At 51.1% G+C, this 20929-nt stretch carries 20 protein-coding genes and 2 rRNA genes; 2 read left to right on the top strand and 20 right to left on the bottom strand.

Annotation, left to right across the window (positions count from 1 at the left end):
- Positions 1-9: 9 nt before the first annotated feature.
- The 18 genes from aroH to EBS36_06370 form a co-directional block, all read right to left on the bottom strand.
- Complete coding sequence (gene aroH / locus EBS36_06455; GenBank protein NBU32790.1) at positions 10-372, bottom strand: chorismate mutase; 363 nt, start codon at positions 370-372, stop codon at positions 10-12.
- Positions 373-412: 40 nt separating this feature from the next.
- Positions 413-1138 (bottom strand): rRNA pseudouridine synthase, encoded by a 726-nt coding sequence (locus tag EBS36_06450; protein NBU32789.1) that lies wholly within the window; start codon positions 1136-1138, stop codon positions 413-415.
- 3 nt (positions 1139-1141) lie between these two features.
- Positions 1142-1798 carry an SMC-Scp complex subunit ScpB gene (gene scpB, locus EBS36_06445; GenBank protein NBU32788.1) on the bottom strand — a complete coding sequence of 219 codons (657 nt, stop codon included), beginning with the start codon at positions 1796-1798 and terminating at the stop codon, positions 1142-1144.
- On the bottom strand, positions 1791-2861 hold the full coding sequence (locus EBS36_06440) for a segregation/condensation protein A (protein NBU32787.1): 1071 nt from the start codon (positions 2859-2861) through the stop codon (positions 1791-1793). The genes scpB and EBS36_06440 overlap by 8 nt, the downstream gene beginning before the upstream one ends.
- A complete protein-coding gene (locus tag EBS36_06435; GenBank protein NBU32786.1) occupies positions 2861-3841 on the bottom strand; it encodes a ParA family protein in 981 nt (326 codons plus the stop codon). The genes EBS36_06440 and EBS36_06435 overlap by 1 nt, the downstream gene beginning before the upstream one ends.
- Before the next feature lie 138 nt (positions 3842-3979).
- A complete protein-coding gene (gene xerD, locus EBS36_06430) occupies positions 3980-4915 on the bottom strand; it encodes a site-specific tyrosine recombinase XerD (protein NBU32785.1) in 936 nt (311 codons plus the stop codon).
- A 69-nt stretch (positions 4916-4984) separates the two neighbouring features.
- Complete coding sequence (ald, locus tag EBS36_06425; protein ID NBU32784.1) at positions 4985-6100, bottom strand: alanine dehydrogenase; 1116 nt, start codon at positions 6098-6100, stop codon at positions 4985-4987.
- 131 nt (positions 6101-6231) lie between these two features.
- On the bottom strand, positions 6232-6843 hold the full coding sequence (locus tag EBS36_06420) for an NUDIX hydrolase (GenBank protein NBU32783.1): 612 nt from the start codon (positions 6841-6843) through the stop codon (positions 6232-6234).
- A gap of 2 nt (positions 6844-6845) precedes the next feature.
- Entirely contained in the window at positions 6846-8474 is a 1629-nt protein-coding gene (locus EBS36_06415) for a CTP synthase (protein ID NBU32782.1), read from the bottom strand.
- A gap of 86 nt (positions 8475-8560) precedes the next feature.
- The gene (gene recN / locus EBS36_06410) at positions 8561-10246 is read right to left on the bottom strand and encodes a DNA repair protein RecN (GenBank protein ID NBU32781.1); all 1686 of its coding nucleotides are present in this window, start codon (positions 10244-10246) and stop codon (positions 8561-8563) included.
- A gap of 9 nt (positions 10247-10255) precedes the next feature.
- The gene (locus EBS36_06405; GenBank protein NBU32780.1) at positions 10256-11116 is read right to left on the bottom strand and encodes an NAD kinase; all 861 of its coding nucleotides are present in this window, start codon (positions 11114-11116) and stop codon (positions 10256-10258) included.
- A complete protein-coding gene (locus EBS36_06400; protein NBU32779.1) occupies positions 11113-11904 on the bottom strand; it encodes a TlyA family RNA methyltransferase in 792 nt (263 codons plus the stop codon). The genes EBS36_06405 and EBS36_06400 overlap by 4 nt, the downstream gene beginning before the upstream one ends.
- Positions 11901-12080, bottom strand: coding sequence for a hypothetical protein (locus EBS36_06395; protein ID NBU32778.1), 180 nt, complete (start codon positions 12078-12080; stop codon positions 11901-11903). The genes EBS36_06400 and EBS36_06395 overlap by 4 nt, the downstream gene beginning before the upstream one ends.
- 62 nt (positions 12081-12142) lie before the next feature.
- Entirely contained in the window at positions 12143-13162 is a 1020-nt protein-coding gene (locus EBS36_06390; GenBank protein ID NBU32777.1) for an HAD family hydrolase, read from the bottom strand.
- Positions 13159-13866, bottom strand: coding sequence for a fibronectin type III domain-containing protein (locus EBS36_06385; GenBank protein NBU32776.1), 708 nt, complete (start codon positions 13864-13866; stop codon positions 13159-13161). Before EBS36_06385 ends, EBS36_06390 begins: the two co-directional genes overlap by 4 nt.
- A 73-nt stretch (positions 13867-13939) precedes the next feature.
- Entirely contained in the window at positions 13940-14278 is a 339-nt protein-coding gene (locus EBS36_06380) for a single-stranded DNA-binding protein (protein NBU32775.1), read from the bottom strand.
- 92 nt (positions 14279-14370) lie between these two features.
- Positions 14371-15639 (bottom strand): tetratricopeptide repeat protein, encoded by a 1269-nt coding sequence (locus EBS36_06375; GenBank protein NBU32774.1) that lies wholly within the window; start codon positions 15637-15639, stop codon positions 14371-14373.
- 89 nt (positions 15640-15728) lie between these two features.
- Complete coding sequence (locus EBS36_06370) at positions 15729-16379, bottom strand: bifunctional (p)ppGpp synthetase/guanosine-3',5'-bis(diphosphate) 3'-pyrophosphohydrolase (GenBank protein ID NBU32773.1); 651 nt, start codon at positions 16377-16379, stop codon at positions 15729-15731.
- A 140-nt stretch (positions 16380-16519) separates the two neighbouring features.
- On the opposite strand from EBS36_06370, the gene EBS36_06365 reads away from it, so the two are divergent.
- Both EBS36_06365 and EBS36_06360 read left to right on the top strand, forming a co-directional pair.
- Positions 16520-18418 (top strand): hypothetical protein, encoded by a 1899-nt coding sequence (locus EBS36_06365; protein NBU32772.1) that lies wholly within the window; start codon positions 16520-16522, stop codon positions 18416-18418.
- A gap of 43 nt (positions 18419-18461) precedes the next feature.
- Positions 18462-18938, top strand: coding sequence for a hypothetical protein (locus tag EBS36_06360; GenBank protein ID NBU32771.1), 477 nt, complete (start codon positions 18462-18464; stop codon positions 18936-18938).
- 61 nt (positions 18939-18999) lie between these two features.
- On the opposite strand, the gene rrf is transcribed toward EBS36_06360, so the two are convergent.
- Both rrf and EBS36_06350 read right to left on the bottom strand, forming a co-directional pair.
- Positions 19000-19116 (bottom strand): 5S ribosomal RNA (gene rrf, locus EBS36_06355).
- Between the two features lie 161 nt (positions 19117-19277).
- Positions 19278-20929 (bottom strand): 23S ribosomal RNA (locus EBS36_06350); the annotation flags it as partial.

Raw genomic sequence — 20929 nt, 5'->3', positions numbered from 1 at the left:
TCGCAGAACCTACTGGGCGATGTCTTGGCGCAAAACTTCCGCGCCGCGCAGGTAGACATGCTTGATTTCAGAACGAGCAGCATCGGTTTGGGCATGAACCATGACCCGAATTACCAGGTTTAACGCCCCTGTGATGTCGAGCTCTTGGGCACAAATCAACGGAACATCAGTCAGTCCAATGTTGCGGGCAAAACTTGCCGGAAACGCACTGTGAATATCGGGAGTTGCTGTGAAAAGCACGCTGATGATGTCATCGGTGGTCAGAGCATTGCGGCTCATGATTTCAGTGAGCAACTCGGTGACGGCATCGGCCATTTCGTCTGCAGTATCAGACTGCAAACAAGTCGCGCCACGGATTGCTTTAATGCCCATACCTTAAATTGTAGAGGCTCGGTGCTCGAGGCCCAACCAACTACAGGCCAACGGCGCTATAGAGTCGGCCCAACTCGTCAGGACCAAGTTCGCGCATGTGACCCGACTTTAGATTTCCAAGGTTGATTGGCCCAACCGACACTCGCGCTAAATCTAAAACCGGGTGATTCACTTCATCAAAGAGCCGGCGGACAATCCGGTTGCGACCTTCGTGAATTGTTAGCTCGACCAGTGTGGCATCGGCGGACTGATCCTTGATGGACGCCCGCCTGACATCCACTGCCCTGCCTTCAATCACAATGCCCGATTTAATGCGTTGAAGTGTTTGATTCGAAAGTCGACCTTTAACGCGGGCCACATAGGTTTTGGCAATCTCATGCGATGGATGGCCGAGGTGTTGGGCTAACTCACCATCGTTTGTTAGTAACAACAAACCTTCGGTGTCGCCATCAAGCCGGCCGATATAAAACAGCCGCGGCTCAATGCCGATGAGAACATCGCCGACGCACGGCCGACCTTGAGGGTCACTCATGGTGGTGATCATGCCGCGCGGTTTATTGAAAGCGAACACCACATGACCGCTAGCTTGCGCGATGCGCACCCCATCAACATGAATTACTTGAACTTCGGGGTCAACGCGAGCGCCAAGCTCATCGACTACAACGCCATCAACTGTGACCCGACCAGCAGTGATGAATGTCTCGCACTTGCGCCGCGAACCCAGTCCGGCCGCGGCCAAAACTTTTTGCAGCCGTTCCTGCGCCACAACTTATCCGTTCGCTAAATCCAGCACGGCCTCAACATTGTCTGGCATTGGCAAGTGCTCGGCGATTGGTGGCAAATCTTCAAGTGACTTCAGGCCAAGGCGCTCAAGGAAGTAAGTGGTGGTCTGATACAGATGCGCACCAGTTTCGTGATCGTGTCCGACCTCTTCAATCAAACCGCGAGCAACTAGATTGCGCACCACACTGTCGACATTCACACCACGAATGGCCGAGATGCGCGAGCGAGTTACCGGCTGGCGGTAAGCGACAACGGCCAGAGTTTCAAGCGCTGCTTGAGTAAGTCGAGCGTGCTGACCATCCAACACAAAGCGCTCAACAACACCTGCGCAATCGGCGCGAGTCCAGAACCGCCAACCTCCGGCGATTTCTTTCAGGTCAAAGCCGCGTCCTTGTTCGGTGTATTCGGCCGACAGGTCACGAAGTGTGTCAAGGATTTGATCTTCTGGTGTGCGAGTCAGGGTCGCCAAAGTTGCGGTGGTCATCGGTTCGTCGGCCACTAGCAGTAGGGCCTCTAGGGCGCTACGAAGATCTGGTGCGCCAAGTTCATCACTTGCCGACTCTTCAGCAGTTACTGAGTCGCCTTGGATTTCAAACACTTCATCGCTTGACTGATTCTCGGTGCCTGTCACATCGTCACTCATCTTCGTCCTCTTCTCTAGTTACTAAATCACTTGGTGGCGAAGTGTCGAGCACGTCACCTAACTCGGCCGCCAACCTTGCCCACATCGCCTCGGCCTGTTCGTCGAAACCATCAAGCTCTTCATCGATAGATTCGTCACTTAGTGGCTCGGCATCATCAATAGCCAACCTGTCACCATCAAGTACATCGTGCAATAGTTCGTCTGCGCCGGCCTTTAGGTCAAAGTCAGCAGCGGCTGCAGCATCGAACTCGTCAATATTGGCCCCGATGCCGTCTTTGTCGCCACCAACCCAGCGAATGTTTAAGTCACCGAGCGGGACTGGCTGGTCAAATAGCACTACTCCATCTCGATACAGCTCAAGTAGCGCCAGGAACCGCGCCACGATTAGCAGTGTGCTGTCACAGTCTCGAGTAAGGGTTCTAAAGTCACTATGTCCAGCTCGGCGTAAGCGGTCCACCAAAATTGCGGCCTGCTCGCGTACCGAGACTCTTGGCGCGTGCAAATGGGAAACCGAAATCACTTCAACCGGCTTTGGCGTTAGTGCTTTGGCGGCCAAGTTTGCAAAATCATCTGGGCCAAGGGCCAACACAACTTCAGGCAGAAGTTTTTGGAACTGTGGATCTAGGCCAACAGATCGTGGATGTGCCCGGCCAGCAGTAGCAAGGCGATGAGCGAAGTCCCCTGCCATTAATTTGAATGCGCGATACTGCAACAAACGCGCAAGTAATAAATCGCGCGCATCGAGCACCGCCAAATCCTCTTCATCTTCAACTTCGCCGCCTGGCAATAAACGAGCAGCTTTCAGGTCCAAAAGTGTGGCTGCGATGACTAGAAACTGGGTGGCTTCATCTAGTTCCCAGTTGTCGCCTTGCTCTTTGATGTAGGTAATGAAGTCGTCGGTGATGGTGTGCAACGCAAGCGCAGTGACATCGAGGCGATGTTTTGCAATCAACGAGAGCAAGACATCAAATGGTCCAGAAAATTCATCGAGCTGAACTAGAAAAGAATCTGTTGCCTGCTCTGAAGTGGTTGATGTTAGCTCGGCATCGGCCGGCGCGGACATTAGTTAGGAACCGCGCCCTTCTGTTCAAGACGCTCTACCAATTCCCAGGCCATGTTGCGATAAGCGGTAGCACCCGGTGATGTTGGCGCTTGCTCAATGATTGAGACACCGGCCTTGGTAGTTTCCGGGAATTTCACAGTTCGGCTAACGATGGTATGCATTACGGCATCGCCGAACATGTCATAAACCGCCGCGATGGTGTCGCGAGTGTGATGCGTACGAGCATCAACCATCGTGGCCAGCACGCCATCGATAGTCAGGCGATTGTTCAAGCGCTCTTGCACCTTGCCGATAGTTTCGCGAAGCAGTTCAACACCGCGTAAGGCAAAGAATTCGCATTCCATTGGAATGATGACGCCATCGGAAGCAGTGAGCGAGTTAACCGTGAGTAGTCCAAGCGATGGAGCACAGTCAATCAGGATGTAGTCGTAATCTGCTTTAACTGTTGAAAGTGCTCGATCAAGGGCATACTCACGAGCCACTTCACCAGCCAGGCGAAGTTCTGCTGCAGAAAGTTGAATGTTAGCTGGAAGTAAATCCATGCCCTTGGCTGTGGTAGGAATCACGATTGAGGACGCAGGAGTTGCAGTCGAATCCATCAGCACGTCATAAATGCTGCCTTTTCCTGCAAGTGATTCAGGTTGGATACCCAAGCCGATTGTCATTGAACCCTGCGGGTCCATATCAACTAGCAGTACCTTTCGGCCGGCTTCAGCAAGTGCCGCACCTAGGTTGATCGTAGTTGTGGTTTTGCCAACGCCACCTTTTTGATTACACAGTGCAATCACATAACCTGGGCCATGCTTTTTCAGTGGAGCAGGCGCAGCGAACTTTGGCACTGGACGGCCAGTTAAGCCAATAGAAACAAATTCTTCTTGTGCGCCATCAATTGGCGTTACGGAAGCTTCTTGGGCAGCAGACTTTTCTGCTGGAGCTGGTACATCGGTCACGGGTCGATCCTGTGGTACTGGAATTGGCATTTGGTGTCCTTCCCCATCACGAGATATGCACTTCTTGCGAACAAGTCGTGGGGGAAGACTCTGTTTGGGTCAAGAATACGCGAACCCCTTGTCATTATTGCGATTGCGCGGGCGATATCTCCCCAGCGAGTCGTAACCCTAAACCTTCGCTCGAGGGTGAGAGGTTGCGTAAACTTCCCGCAGTTGCTCGACGGTAACCATGGTGTAGATCTGGGTGGTCGTCACCGATGCGTGACCGAGTAATTCCTGCACAACGCGAACATCGGCGCCATTTTCTAACAGATGGGTAGCAAAAGAATGTCGCAAGGTATGTGGCGAGACTTTATCGCCTAGTCCAGCCCTTTGGGCCGCAGCTTGCAAGATGGTCCAGGCGCTCTGCCGCGAGAGTTTGCCCCCGCGGGCATTGAGAAATAGGGCCGGTGTCCCCCTGCCGCCAATTGCCAAGACAGGGCGAGCTCGGACCAAATAGTCGTCCAGCGCTTTACGCGCGTGGCTGCCTACAGGCACCAGTCGATACTTGTCCCCTTTGCCATGCAAACGCAAAATCGGCAGCTCGTCAGTTAGTTTGGTGATGTCGTCAACACTTAAATCCATCAGTTCGCTAATGCGCGCACCTGTGCCATACAACAGTTCAATTAACGCTCGATCCCTGAGCATCAAAACAGTCAAGTCGCCATCGCTGTCTGCGCCAACCGCACTTAACAGAGCTTGAACTTCGGAAAATGGAAGAGCTTTGGGTAGGCGTTTTGCTGGCGCTGGTGGCTTAACTTGGCGAGCAGGATCAGAATCGGTTATCCCCTCTCGTGCCAAAAAAGCATGAAAACCCCGCACAGCAATTACAGTTCGCGAGGCCGACGAAGCGGCTAGGGCTGCCTGACCATCCTGACCCATTCGGATATTTACCAGAAAATCACTTACTGCATCGCTGGCAACTTGCTTGCCATCGGTAATTTTCCGGTTCGCACAATATTGCTCATAGCGTGATAAGTCTCGTCGATAGGCCGCCAATGAGTTTTTTGCCAAACCTCGCTCCACCGCAAGATGGTCCAGGTAGGCCTGAATCTGACGTTGCAAAGTGCTTGATGACACAGTGCGAATCTACCTGACATAACATCGCGGTTGGGAGATATTGGTAGCGGGTGTTTAGGCAATCAGCTCGTCTACGCAGACCAAATGCAAATCAAAAGCCTCGGCAACTCCGGGGTAGGTCACATGGCCGGCATGAACATTTAGACCCAGCGCCAGTGCGCGATCATCCTTAACCGCTTTCTGCCAACCCTTGTTGGCAAGGGCGAGCGCGTAAGGCAAAGTGACATTTGTCAGTGCGTATGTCGAAGTATGTGGAACGGCCCCCGGCATGTTTGCTACGCAATAGAACAACGAGTTGTGCACTTGGTAAGTCGGGTCGGCATGGGTAGTCGGTTTAGAGTCTTCAAAGCAGCCACCTTGGTCGATCGCGATATCAACTAAAACCGATCCTGGCTTCATTCGCGAAACTAGTTCGTTACTGACTAGCTTGGGTGCTTTAGCTCCGTGAATCAGTACTGCACCGATGACTAAGTCGGCGTCTAGAACTGCCTTTTCAATCTCATATGAATTAGAGACAATGGTCTGCATGTGTCCTTGGTAAATGGCATCTACCTGACGAAGGCGAGCTACATTCACATCAAGCAACAACACTTCGGCCTGCATGCCAAGGGCGAGGGCAGCGGCATTCATTCCCGCAACACCAGCGCCAAGTACGACAACTTTTCCGGCCGCCACTCCAGGCACGCCACCAAGCAATACTCCCCGACCACCATGATCGCGCATCAGGGCAGAGGCACCGACCTGTGGTGCAAGTCGACCGGCAACTTCACTCATTGGAGCAAGTAGCGGCAGCGTACGATCTGCAAGTTCAACAGTCTCGTAAGCGATTGCAGTAACACCGGCGCTAAGCAACGCCTCAGTACACTCTTGTGAGGCAGCCAGGTGTAGGTATGTGAAAAGCACCTGACCCTTGCGCATGCGATGGTATTCAGCAGCAATGGGCTCCTTGACTTTCAAGATCAAATCGCCAGTTGCCCAAACTTCGTCTGCAGTAGGCAAAATCTGCGCGCCAGCTGCAACATACTCTTCGTTTGATATGGATGAACCAAGTCCTGCATCTTGTTCGATGAAAACTTCGTGACCATTTTTTACTAGTTCAACAACACCAGCTGGTGTGATTGCGACGCGATATTCGTGAGTTTTGATTTCTCTTGGAACGCCGACTTTCATTGATATCAAGTCCTCTGCGGCAAGCCCGCTTAAGTTCGACAGGCCCCATTGCCTGACCCTTCTAACCTACTCCTGGCAGACCGAATTTCAGTAATTTTCCAGAGTGGAGTTATTCATTGGTTAGCAGAAATTCAGGATTCGCGGGCTACCCAAGGGGCATCGCCATCACGAACTATCGAATCTGGGTCAGCCATGGCCGCCAATAGCGCGAAGGTGCCTGTTATCAGCAAAGAGTTGGAAATAGAGCCAGTATGGATGGCTTCCATCACTTCGCCTACTGGTACCCATTGCACTTTCATGTGGCGCTCTTCGCCTTCAGCTTCTGGCCGTCCCTCTTCATGGAGTTCAAGTCCAGTGGCGAGATAGCACCGGATTAATTCACTTGAGCTACCGGCTGATGGCGCGAAATCAAAAAGTACTCGCCAATCACTAGCAAGATATCCAGTCTCTTCCTGAAGTTCGCGTTTAGCTGCATCGAGTGGATTTTCATTTGCTACATCAAGTAACCCAGCAGGTGGCTCCCACATGAGTTTGCGCTGTGAATGTCGATATTGCTGGACCAATAACATCTGCCCAAGATCGTTCAGGGCAATAACGCCTACTGCGCCAGGGTGCACAATGTAATCGCGGGTTAACTGCTCGTCGCCAAATTGGAAAGTATCCTCACGCACATCCCAAATCCGACCGGAAAATACCGTCTCCTGATTTAAAAGCGGTAACTGCGCTGGCTCATCTTTAATCACCGCTACTGCCCTGCTCTAGCCAAGGCCGCCTCAATCAAGCCCGCAAAGAGTGGGTGAGCTTTTGTTGGCCGACTACGAAGTTCAGGATGTGCTTGAGTTGCGATGTAATACGGATGCACATCTGTCGGCAATTCAACAAATTCAACTAAGTGGCCATCTGGTGAAGTTCCTGAGAAAACTAATCCTGCGGCAGCAAGTTGCTCGCGGTAAGCATTGTTAACTTCGTAGCGATGACGATGCCGCTCTTCAATCAATGAAGAGCCGTAAACTCGCTCGGCTGTTGAGCCGCTGGAAAGTGCAGCTGGGTAAAGTCCAAGTCGCATTGTGCCACCCATGTCGCGGTCACCAGATACCACATCAGTTTGATCAGCCATTGTGGAGATGATTGGGTTATTGGTGTCTGGTTCAAATTCCGCTGAGTTCGCATCGGCAATACCAACGACATCGCGCGCATACTCAATAACCATGCACTGTAGCCCTAGGCAAAGACCAAGGGTTGGAATCTTGTTTTCTCGCGCAAACTTGAGCGCACCGAGTTTGCCTTCAATTCCGCGTACGCCAAATCCACCTGGCACACAAATTGCGTCAACATCACCAAGCACCATGCTGGCACCTGCTTCAGTTTCACAATCATCCGAGGCTACCCAACGAATATTGACGCGGGCGTAGTTCGCAAATCCGCCAGCACGCAATGCTTCGGTAACCGAAAGGTAGGCATCTGGCAAATCGATATATTTGCCAACCAAAGCTACGGTTACTTCGTGCTTTGGGTTGTGGACGCGATCGAGCAGGTTGTCCCACGCATCCCACTTAACATCTCGAAACGGCATACCTAGTCGACGAATGACAAATGCATCTAGACCTTCACTGTGCAGGACCCGTGGAATGTCATAAATACTCGGGGCATCAACCGCAGCCACTACCGCTTCATCATCAACATCACACATCAACGAAATCTTGCGCTTGATACTTTCTGGGATTGGCCGATCAGCACGCAAAATGATGGCATCCGGCTGAATACCGATACTGCGCAGCGCAGCAACAGAATGTTGGGTTGGTTTGGTCTTGAGTTCGCCCGATGGTCCGATGTAAGGCAGGAGGGAAACATGAAGAGAGAGCACATTTTCTCGGCCTAGTTCGTGGCGAACTTGTCGCACCGCCTCTAAAAATGGCAACGACTCAATGTCTCCAACTGTGCCGCCGACTTCGGTAATCACGATGTCCACATCATCGCTATGCATGGCTAGCATTCGAGCTTTGATTTCGTTAGTTATGTGTGGAATAACTTGAACTGTGTCGCCCAGGTATTCACCACGGCGCTCTTTGGCAATCACATTCGAGTAAACCTGGCCTGTGGTTACGTTTGCTGACCCATGTAAATCACGATCAAGGAACCGCTCGTAGTGACCGATGTCTAAATCGGTTTCAGCACCGTCGTTAGTTACAAATACTTCACCATGTTGAAATGGATTCATCGTTCCGGGATCAACATTTAAATAGGGATCTAACTTTTGCATCGTAACTCGAAGTCCACGAGCAGTAAGAAGATTGCCTAGTGACGAAGCGGTAAGTCCCTTACCGAGTGAAGAGGCGACGCCTCCCGTGACAAATATATGTTTGCGATTACCCACGGAATACCAGACTAACTGATTTCAATTCTGCCCGTGCACAGGCTCGGCAATTTCCGCGTGGCGAACGAGTTGCCCGATCAGGCCAACTAATTCGAGTGACTCTCGCTGGCTGCTAATTCGAGTAGTTCGAGTGCCAAATCTGCCCCAGCTGATGAGTCGCTTAGTCCAGCTAGCATGCGCGAAATTTCGGTCACTCGGTCCTCGCCCGATACTTCGCGGATTTGTGAGGCATGAACTTGCTGGCCTTGATTAGCCTGCACCACATAGTGTTTGTCTGCAAACGCAGCGACTTGTGGCAAGTGAGTCACGACGATTACCTGCGAAGAGCGAGCTAATCGAGCCAATCGGCGACCAACTTCTACGGCTGCTGCCCCACCCACCCCGGCATCAACCTCGTCAAAAATGAAGGTGTCAATTGGGTCAGCGCTGGCTAGTACCACCTGGACTGCAAGCATTAAGCGGCTAAGTTCGCCACCCGATGCTCCTCGACTAATGGGCACCCATGGTGCGTTTGGTCGGCTGACCAGCCCTAACTCAATGTCGTCAGCCCCAAACGGACCTAAATCTGTGGGACGGATTTGGAAGGAAACGCTTGCGCCACTCATGGCCAGACCCTCAAGTTCACTGCGCACTGCCTGCTCAAATGCCGTTGCTGCTAGATGACGTTGCTTTGAAATATCACCGGCCAGGACCAGCATTTGCGCCGTGCAAGCCGCAAGTTCCATTTTGAGTTCTGACACATGCTCATCTCCACCTTGCAGTAGTTCCATCCGAGGTCGGTTCACCTCAACCCAAGCAATAAGGTCATCAACTGTGCCGAATTCACGAGCCAGCTGCTTTAACTCGGATCGTCGCTGTTCGATGTAGGCCAACCGTTGTGGTGAGGCATCTATTGCAGAGGCATATTGAGTAAGTTCGCTTGCAAGTTCACCAGCTAGGACTTCGAGTTCGCGCACTCGGGTGGCAAAACCCTCCAGTTGCTCGTCTAGGTCTGCGCTTTGTTCCAAGGCTTTGCGAGCATTAGTTAGTAGTCCAGCAACAAATTCGCCGTCGTAGTCACTTCCACCAATTGCTTCGCCTGCTTGCATTGCTGCAACAAAGAGCGACTCGCTATTTCCCAGCCGAAGGGCTTCGGTAGCAAGTGTTTCATCTTCGGCTGGCTGAGGTTGCAATTCATCAAAGCGAGTGATCACCGAAGTAATCCGGTCGAGTTCCAATTGTCTTGAAGCGCTATCGGCACTCAGTGAATCAATTCGGTGTTGCAGGTCAAGGTGTTGTGCCCAAAGATCTTGGTACCGAGTTAGCACATCGCTTATTTTGACGCCACCAAATCGATCGAGAATCAATCTTTGATGCGCTGGTTTGCGAAGTTTCATGTGATCGCTTTGACCATGCACAGCTATCATCTCGCCACCTAGGTCAACCAAAGTGGTGTTTGGCATGGCCGTGCCACCAATCACACTTCTGGTTCGGCCCTCTAGCGGAACTTGTCGACCAACAATCACCACATCGTCCTCAACAGTGGCGCCAAGTTCTAAAAGTCTGACCTTAATGTCAGCTGGCACTGCAAGTTCAGCCATTACAGCTGCGGCGTCAGCGCCATCTGCAATCAGCGAGGCATCAGGCTTTGCGCCAAATAGCATCGCGATACTTCTAAACACCATGGTTTTGCCCGCACCCGTTTCGCCAGTTAGTGCTGTGAAACCGGGGGAAAAATTAAGCTCGGCGTCGGCGATTACTCCAAGATTACGGATGCGCAAAATCTCAAGCACGCCAGATTCCTATGCGCCCCAGCCCTGAACTGGCAGCTCGAACTTTGCCACTAAGCGTTCAGTAAATGGAACTTGATGTAAGCGGGCAAATTTAGTTGATTGCTCGGCTCGCACAATAGTTACGGTGCTACCAGCCGAGACTTCAGTTGTGCGCCGACCATCAGCGCTGATTACAACTGGACCTTTGGTGACGGCAACATCAACCGTAGAAGTTGGAGCAACAACTAGCGGGCGAGCAAATAGCGCATGAGCGCTAATGGGAACAACAAGCATTGCATCCACCTCGGGCCAAACAACTGGACCGCCAGCACTAAAGGCATATGCGGTTGAGCCAGTAGGTGTGGAACAAAGTAAGCCATCGGCTGACCACTGCGACAGCGGTCGATCGTCGATACTAACTAAGACTTGGATCATTCGCTCCCGAGCATCTTTTTCAATGGCAACTTCATTAAGTGCCCAAGAATTCCAGGCTTGCCGCTCTGGACCAGTTACCGAAATGGCAAGAGTCATCCGCTCTTCGACAATCCAGTTATGCTCAACAATTGCACTGACAACTGCGTCGATGTTTTCTGGTTCTGCTTCGGCCAAGAAACCAACATGACCAAGATTGACTCCGAGCACTGGAACATCGGCCGGTCGGGCCAATTCGATGCCGCTCAAGATAGTGCCGTCTCCGCCAAACACCACAACAAGTTCACAGCCTGTGGCATCGCTGCTAGAGACGACATCTGGAAGATTTAATAAATCAACATCTTCGTGGGCGCATAAAACTTCGATGTTATTAGCAAGTAATCCAGCAGCGGCGGCCCGAGCAACTTCAGGGGCTTGGTTTGTGCCAGAGCGAACGACAAACAGAACACGACGACTCATGCTGGTCCTTCCGCTACTGCTTGCTGGATGCTGGCGATGTCTGGCGCGGCTGCCCCTTGGCGCAACCACAGAAAATATTCGACATTTCCAGAAGGCCCGGGCAATGGGCTTGCCACCACTCCTGCAGTGCCTAAGCCTAAAGAATAAGCCTTACAGGCAATTTTATTGACTGAATCGACCCGCTGCTCGGCAGATTCCACAACGCCACCAGCGCCAAGTGCTTCTTTACCTACTTCGAACTGAGGTTTAACGAGCAAAAGGGCGTCGGCATCTGGGGTCATGACACTAATTAGTGCAGGCAAAACTGCCTCAAGCGAGATAAAAGACAGGTCGGCAACCACTAAGTCAACTTGGGTGCCCAACTCTTCAGGCGTTAAGTAGCGAACATTAGTTCTATCGCGCGCCGTAACTTTTGGATCTTTAGCCACTTTTTCGGCCAATTGATCGTGTCCGACATCGACGCAATAAATGTGGCCAACTCCCTTTCGCAACAACACATCGCTAAAGCCACCTGTAGATGCTCCAGCGTCTAACGCGGTTCGACCAGCGACGTCAATGTTGAAAGTAGTTAATGCGCCAACTAGCTTGTGAGCGCCACGGGATACATATTCGGAGTCGGCGTCTACTAAAACTTTGATGTTTGTTAGTTCGGAAACCCCACTGGCCGGCTTAACTGCGGTTAAGCCTTCGACAGTGACTTGTCCTGCGGCAATTAATTCTTGGGCTTGCTCACGACTTCTGGCTAATTGTCGACGGACTAATTCAACATCAAGTCGACTTCGGGTCACGAGCCTGCCAGATCAGCTAACGTGTCGTGCAAGCGCCGCTGCACATCTTCAAAAACTTCTACATGTTCATGGACTGGAAGCGACTCCAAGTCGGCAAGTCGGCCTAGTGCATCATCCACTCTGGCCTCCCCTGTCGTGGGTAACGCAAATAAGGCTAAGGCAGAGTCGGTACTCACTACATCTAAATAGTCGGCAACTGGTTCGTTGCTTTCTGATGGATCCAATATTTCATCAGACATTAATTCGTAGCGCCTTTCGGTAATGAAATTCCACGCTCAGCCAAGGCGGACATCGCCTGATCTGGTGAAATAACTAATTCCCATACTGCCACTGCCAGCACCCGAATTGCGTCAAGGGCGTCACCGTGGCCCGATAGTCCATCACCAGCAGCGCGCCAGTCGTGCAAACTCACAAGGCCATGATCCACTGAAACTGCGCTGTGTGAATCAGCGATTCCAGAGGCATCCCAGGCCAAATATGTTGGGCGAAGCTCCGGTGTGGCGCTGAATAGTTCCATAAAGTCCGTAACGCCAGAAAATACCAACAGGCTGTCAATGTTGATACGGTTGGCCGCCAAAATATCTGTGTCCAGCCGATCGCCAATCATCAAGGGTTGCTTTGCTGATGTTCGATCGATAGCACCATACATAAGAGGCGAATCTGGCTTTCCGGCAATTAGGGCAGGTGCTCTGCCAGTAGCAATTTTTAGTGCTTGAATCATGGTTCCGTTGCCAGGTGAAGTGCCAAATGTGGTTGGAATGGTCCAATCAGCATTTGTACCGACCCAGAGTGCCCCGGAGTTAATAATTTTGCTAGCTAGGCCCAGCATGCGCCAGGGCATATCAGGCCAGTAGCCCTGAACAATAGCTGCATAGTGTTTGTCAGGATCTTGGGATGGTTTTAAGCCAACTAGTTCAACTTCATCGGCTAAGTCGCGACTGCCCAACACAAAAACATCACTACCTTGTGGAAGCAGTTTGGCTAATTCGGTTGCTGCTGCCTGCCCGGAGGTAACCACATCATTTGCGGTGACTTGAAGTCCTAGCCGTTGCAAATGTTCAGCAACTACCTTTGGTGATCTAGCAGCATTATTCGTAATGCAAGTTAAGGCAATGCCAAATTGTTGATGCATCTCATTAAGCGTTGGGATAACGGCTGGTACCGCATCGTCACCGATGTAGACAACTCCGTCTAAATCAAGCAGTGCGGCGTCGTAGTCTTTAGCTAGCAGGTTGCTAGTTTGCTGTAATGGAATCACCTTGAATAAGCGCAGTTAGGATAACCGCCGGGCGCTGAGCCTTCGGCAATCTGCCCCCAGCCGGAATTCTTGGCATTATTAAAGGCCTGGACTCGCAAAGCGAAAGGGCGCTTGAGGGAGGTGTGTATGTATTTCACGCCATCTGTGGTCCAAGCGTTGTTCCACTTATACCCGTCGCCCAGCTGGAATTGATAGCGAGTAATTTTGCCAAATGTAACGGTCGGAGCTTTTATCTCTACGCGAAGTACATGACAACTTGATTCCTGAATCGAGAGGATTGTTGGTGCATCAGGATAAACCGGAGGCGGTGCGACCGGCCGAACAACTCCAGCGTCGGTAATCGCGCCTTGACCCGCCGAGTTTTTGGCACGAACTCTGACGCTGTAGTCAATGTCATTGTTGCTCACTCGAACTAATTTTGCAGTGCCAGCAATAGATGCCGGGCCAAGCGAAACCCATGCGTGGTCATTTAGTGAATAGAAGTACTGCGTGACAGCTGACGAGCCTGAGTCGGCAGGAGCTATCACAGTTATTGTGAAAGATTTGTCGCCGGCAACCAATGAAGAGACACTCGGTGCGCCAGGAACACGAGGCACAACATTTCCTGCAGTTGCCGGTGCTACTGAGACCGAAATTAACAGTGCCGTTGCTAGGACAAATTGGCCTAGTCTTGAGAAAAACTTCTTTGGGTGGCTCTTAATCATTCTCTTCTCGTTCTTCTTAGGTTTAACTGAAGTTTAGTGGTCAAAGATTGTTGGTGCATTACAGAATGCAGAGCTAAGTTTGTGGCATTTTCACCAAGTCAAGAGCAGTAACTTCAACTTCCACTCTAGATACCACTCCTGTGCCGGCCTTGCAGAACCTGCGCCGCAATTCACCTAATATCTCTACCACATCTGCGATTGACAGTGATCTGGACGTGCGTTGACTACCTGCTTCAAACGAAACGCAATCTATGGTTTCCACGGTTACTTTCGTTGCTGGCTTTGCTCGCGGAACAACCATCCGAAACCGAACGAGTGTTTCGCCGCTCGGTAACTCTATTTCTTCGGCCGCTGAAGTTACCCGGCCAATTAGCCGGACTGAATTCTGCCAGCCGGAAAAATCTGATGTCATTGCTCCCCCAAATTTAGGGATTCAGTCTTGTTGCAGGTCCCACTTGCCGCAAGACTGACAATTGGAATTGTCGAAGGTGGCAGACTGTGAATTTATTCGTCGTCGGAGTACTCCTCGTAGACGTAGTCGTTGTCAAACTCTTCGTAGACACTTCCTTCAAGTTCAGCAATTCGACGATCGGCATCAGTTTGACCGTCAACATCAACTGCCGCTGCCCGGTGAAACCACTCGATGGCTTCCTGAGTGCGCTCCATAGTGGCCAAGATGTCTGCGTAGGCATATCGAATTCGAGCGGACCAAGGCTCGTTCGAGGGCTTGTTTAGTTCGGGGCATTGTAAGGTTGCCAGCGCAGCCTCAGCGTTTCCTTGATCAAGTCGGGCTCCGGAAACAACGATGCGCATTTCCACTCGACCACCAATAGACAGCCCGGCAACGATTGGATCGCTTGCCATCGCAATTGCTTTCGCAGGCCGGCCAAGTGCTCGCTCACAGTCGGCCATAACGGGCCAATATTCCTTGTTGCCGGTCATACGCTTTGCAGCGCGATATTCGGACAATGCAATGTCGAAGTGGCCAGCGTGATAAGCCGCTCCAGCTGCAGTTTCACGGACAACTGCGATCCGTGATGCTTTATCAAGCGCGGCTTTTGCGTGCAACCAACTAAGTTCTGGCTCGAAATTTGCTAACTCGACGCATGCGGCCATGTGCCTGGCGACGCGTAGAGCTAGACCGTCAGGCAATGTGCGAAGTTCGTTGCGCACTGCTCTTGGCAGTTCTTCGCCAGTGATGTGATCAGGAATGATAGGTGCATCACTTCCGCCGCGACGAGACCGTGCGGTATTTTCGCCACGATCGTCATCACGACGCGGGCGACGAGAATTATCACCAGGTCCACGTGTTAAACCGCGACTGTCATCACGTCGCGGGCGACCAGAATCCCGGCGGTCACTACTTGTGCGGCGCTCCCCGTCACGAGCGGGGCGGCCGGTTGAAGTGCGACGGTCGCCATCACGAGCGGGGCGGCCGCTCGAAGGACGACTCGAACCGCCAGCCGAACGAGCGTTATCGCGGGTAGGTCGGGCATCATCCCGACGCGGGCGGCTGGAGCTTCGAGATTCTCCATCTCGGGTAGAGCGGCTGGAAGTTGGACGATCACTTGATGGTCGACTTGAACTTGCTCGACCCGAGCCACCTGAACCTGGACGACCAGATGATGGACGGCTACCGGCTGGGCGGCCTGAACTTGGCCGACCAGAGCCCGAGCGTGAGCCACTAGAAGAGCGACCTGATGAACTTGAACCTGAATTACCGCGGCCACTTGATCGACCCGAAGGTCGAGATGACGAATTACCTGCAGGCATATTGCTGCTCCTAAAAATCTGAAGTGACCGCTATTGAATTGTTGTCTTGAGTCTAACTGAAAGCTGTGAGGTTAGAAAATTCTCAATGTTTACTTGGAACTAACCTGGGCGACTAATTCTTGGAGTCGCTTCACTTGTCGAGAAAGCCGTTGAACCAGAGCATTTTCCTTGCCCAAGTATTCCGTGTAGACGGCAAGCACTTCACCGTAGTACCAACTGGTTTGCTTAGCGCTCGCGTTGAATCGATCCCAAACAATTACTCCCTCGTTTTCAACATCGTTAGTGATTGCTAGTGAGTTGCTCAATTTATCGGCAACTGAGACCAGTAGGAATGCGGGATCAGTTGCAGCTTTTGCTCGCATGTGAGCGATGTGAATTTCTTTTCGCTCTTGCCAATTGTCTTTAGTTCGCTCGATGCCGGTGTCGCCATCTGTGCAGTCTTTGACTAGTTCTAATACCCGATCTCCGAACAGCCGCTGGATTTCGACTGCGGTGACCTGGCCTGCAGGAGTAATCGGTTGATCTTCGAGGGCATCGTGTAATAGTGCGGCTATCTGCTGATCTTCATCGCCGTGCCCCTGAATTACTATGCCCAGCACATCGGCTAAGTGGGTTAGATATTTTATGGCTGGCTTATGCTTTTCGTCCTCAGCCTGCTTGCGGTATTGATCCTGATGGATCCATGCGGCGAAGGCAAAGGCCTGGCTCAATCGTGATTGTGGGATTTGGGTTTCTGTCATGCATTTCCTCTCTGCTTACACTTACAAAATAACAATTGGGTCTGACAAAAATGCATTACCAGCGAGTCCAGATAGCTGATGCTAAGCCCTCAATGTCAATGGTGAACGGTATTCTTTTGCTACCAAATGAATGAGGTTACATGAGCCAGAACGCAGATCCCGTTTTACACACTCCGCTGCCAAAAAATGTCGAAGGCCATAACGCCGAGTACGAGTTGGGTCTTTTGTTGAGTAGATTCCATCGCGAGGGTTTTGAATTCTGGTTTGACCTTAACTATTTGCCTAATGTTCCAGACATAGACCTGATGGTCTATTCCAAAAAAGTTGGGTTATTTGTCTGTGAAATCAAGGGTCACTCGATTCAGCAAATTGGCAAATACACGGCCAAAGAATTCATACGTAGTGATGGTCAAGTAGTTTCACATCCGGTTACCCAAGTTAGGCGAAACTCGCAGAAGTTGAAGGACTTTCATGCCCGGATGCTGAAGCAGGATGGCTCAGATGAAACCGTCCCATTTTTCCAAACAACAGTAGTTTGGCCACGCATCACGAGGGCTCAGTGGGAAGAACGCTTTGCATCGAGACCAATACTTACTCAATCAAAGAGCTTCGTTTTTCAAGATGACCTTTTGAATGCGCGGACGTTTAACGAGAAGTTGTCGGAGATTCGTAATAAGCCACTCCTTGGCATTTATCCTCCGACTAATCCTCCTCGCGAAAAACACGGAGTAAAGTCGCTGGCTGATTACATTAAATCAGCCGAAAGTGACCATCAAAGGTCGATCAAAGCTAAGTCTGATAAGCCAATAGATATTGCCTACCTCGAAAAGGAATTAAATAAGTATCCATTTGGCGAAACTCACATTGTCCAGATGAGTGGCGCGGCTGGAACAGGCAAGACTACTTTTATGATTCAACTTGGAATGCAGCATGCACGAGTTGGTGGAAGTGTCCTTTATCTGTGTTACAACAAAGCTTTGGCTGCTGAAGTCCAGGCACAAGTCCAACTGCTTCGTAGCCAGGACACAATGCTTGGCCACATAGATGTTTATGATCAATTCGCACTTTATGAGAACATAGCGCCAGAAGTTTCCTACATGGAACACGAAGCAACTGCGGAAGATGTAATTCTCTGTTTGAAAAGAATACCCCAACATGAAATCGTTAAATACGACACAATCTTGATAGATGAGGGACAGGACATCAATGGCGATGCAATCGCGGTTGCAGAATACTTGGCCGTTAGTGATGCCTCTTGGTTTGTCTCCATAAGCAAGGGTCAAGAACTCTTTGGATTTGATCAAGATCGCGAATTTCCATGCGCCGAAATCCAAAGAATTTTGCAGGGAGCTAAGCGCCCAGCCCGAAATCGACTCTTTCGCGGCAGTGAAATTCCATTCCTGGCTTCTTACGCTTTCCACGAATATTTTCCAAATATTGAACGAGTCAAAAAATTTATCTCCGAAAAGGTGCTCTCTCGGAAATTTCAAGTTGGTGAAGAGGAGCGACAGAAGGAATTGCCAGCGCAGGCAAAGCACATGTCGGTAAGTTATCTGCCCAGTTCGCCCGAAGCCTTTAAGTCTGGTGTGCGCTCAGCCGTTCTTGAAACACTTCAAGAAGTCCGCGAATATGACGGAGATGGCAGCTTGATGGTAATCGTATTTGGCGACAAGAGTCCGGCATATCCCATTGTTAGGGCAACTTTGCGTGAAGCTAAGAAAGCAATTCACGACTTAACCATAGAGAAAAACCGTCGCAATGTTGCTGCACCTGGGTCCGTTCGAATTGTTAAGGCCATGGGATCAAGAGGACTGTCAGCCACACACGTCCTAGTATTTGACTTCGATTTCATCCAACAATGGTGTGCGGATAAAGCCGAAAGACCTCCGGCAATGAACTTGAGCTACGTAGTTCTGACTCGTGCTGCACATTCAACTAAAGTTTTTGTAGATACAGAAAATATCAACGAAAATACGGAATTCTTGGCTTCAGTCATTTCAGAAATGCGACTTGCAAAACTAACCGGTGGGAAAAGTTAGGAAATCATCTAATCCACATTTGCATTTGTCATAAACTCGCACAATGAGTATTTCGACAAAGCGGTCACTGGAACACATGTCTTGGGCCAATCAAGAGGTCTATCGCGCCGTTCAATCGCTAGAAGATAAGGCACTTGGGTCATTCATTGTGAATCCAGAGTGGACGGCCGGGCAGATTCTGCAACACATCGCTAGTGGAGCAGATTGGTATGTTTACTGCCTGACTGGTGCTATGTGGCACGAGAATTTGATTCCAGATTCGATTGCAGATGTAGCGGTCAATGCAAAAGTATTAGCCGAATATGACGCCATAATTATTGCCGAAGCCGAAAAAGACGACGAGCTACTCAGTATTCAAATGGAAGATGGGGTGTTCCAGCATTGGCGGTCAACTTTGATTGCTCAAGCAATTCATCACGCCACCGAACATCGCGCTCAATTGATTGATGCCCTTGAATTTCGTGGATACCGGCCCATCAATTTGGACGACATCGACCTTTGGGCTTTTGAGAAGATTTAATTTCTCGCATCCGAAATAAAAAGTGGGCCACTTGAAAACAAGTGACCCACTTTTAAAATATGCCCGGCGACGTCCTACTCTCCCACACCTTCACAAGTGCAGTACCATCGGCGCTGAAGGGCTTAGCTTCCGGGTTCGGAATGGAGCCGGGCGTTTCCCCTTCGCCATGGTCGCCGAAACTCTTTCGAGTTTGTTGACGGACATGTATTTAGTTGTATACATACATTGATTGCTGTGAAGCAATCAGGTTCCCGACCGTAACTCGGGAACCGCATAGTGGACGCGATCAAAAATTTTAAGAATTCGTAAGTTAAACCCCTTTTCACAAAAGTGAAAAAAGTGGCAAGTCCTCGACCTATTAGTACCGGTCAGCTCCATGCGTTACCGCACTTCCACCTCCGGCCTATCAACCCAGTCATCTTCTGGGGGTCTTACCTGGTTACCCAGTGAGAGTCCTCATCTTGAAGCAGGCTTCCCGCTTAGATGCTTTCAGCGGTTATCCCTTCCGAACGTAGCCAACCAGCCGTGCCCTTGGCAGGACAACTGGCACACCAGAGGTTCGTCCACCCCGGTCCTCTCGTACTAGGGGCAGCCCTTCTCAAGACTCTTACGCGCGCGGAAGATAGGGACCGAACTGTCTCACGACGTTCTAAACCCAGCTCGCGTGCCGCTTTAATGGGCGAACAGCCCAACCCTTGGGACCAACTCCAGCCCCAGGATGCGACGAGCCGACATCGAGGTGCCAAACCATGCCGTCGATATGGACTCTCGGGCAAGATCAGCCTGTTATCCCCGGGGTACCTTTTATCCGTTGAGCGACGCCGCTTCCACTTGCCGGCGCCGGATCACTAGTTCCGACTTTCGTCCCTGCTCGACCTGTCGGTCTCACAGTCAAGCTCCCTTGTGCACTTGCACTCGACACCTGATTACCAACCAGGCTGAGGGAACCTTTGAGCGCCTCCGTTACATTTTAGGAGGCAACCGCCCCAGTTAAACTACCCATCAGGCACTGTCCCTGATCCGGATTACGGACCTAGGTTAGACAGCCAATACGATCAAAGTGGTATTTCAAGATTGACTCCACCGAAACTGGCGTCTCGGCTTCAAAGTCTCCCACCTATCCTACATAAATCGAATCGACCACCAATACCAAACTATAGTAAAGGTCCCGGGGTCTTTCCGTCTTTCCGCGCGTAACGAGCATCTTTACTCGTAGTGCAATTTCGCCGAGTCTATGGTTGAGACAGCGCTGAAGTCGTTACGCCATTCGTGCAGGTCGGAACTTACCCGACAAGGAATTTCGCTACCTTAGGATGGTTATAGTTACCACCGCCGTTTACTGGGGCTTAAATTCTGAGCTTCGCCTTGCGGCTAACCCGTCCTCTTAACCTTCCAGCACCGGGCAGGCGTCAGTCCATATACATCGTCTTGCGACTTCGCATGGACCTGTGTTTTTAGTAAACAGTCGCTTCAGCCTAGTCTCTGCGGCCGCACTGCGCTTCGAGAGTAAATCTCTACACACAACGCGGCCCCCCTTCTCCCGAAGTTACGGGGGCATTTTGCCGAGTTCCTTAACCATAGTTATCTCGATCGCCTTAGTATTCTCTACCTGAACACCTGAGTCGGTTTGGGGTACGGGCGCCAACGACACTCGCTAGAGGCTTTTCTCGGCAGCATAGGATCATCCACTTCGCCTAATCGGCTCGGCATCAGCTCTCAGGCATGTGAGTTGCGGATTTGCCTACAACTCGCCCTACAGCCTTACCCCGGGACAACCATCGCCCGGGTTGGACTACCTTCCTGCGTCACCCCATTGCTTGCCTACTATCAGATCAGGTCGCGGACCGCCACGAATCAACCCGAAGGTCTCCTCGCTTTGGTGCGCTTAGTATCTCCAAATTCGGCATTGTCGCGTCGTCGGCGGTACGGGAATATCAACCCGTTGTCCATCGATTACGCCTGTCGGCCTCACCTTAGGTCCCGACTTACCC

This window comes from Actinomycetota bacterium (genome assembly GCA_009923495.1).
Lineage (GTDB): Bacteria > Actinomycetota > Actinomycetes > S36-B12 > UBA5976 > UBA5976.
The sequence above is the reverse complement of the archived record's forward strand: the minus strand, read 5'-3'. Positions and strand labels throughout refer to the sequence as shown.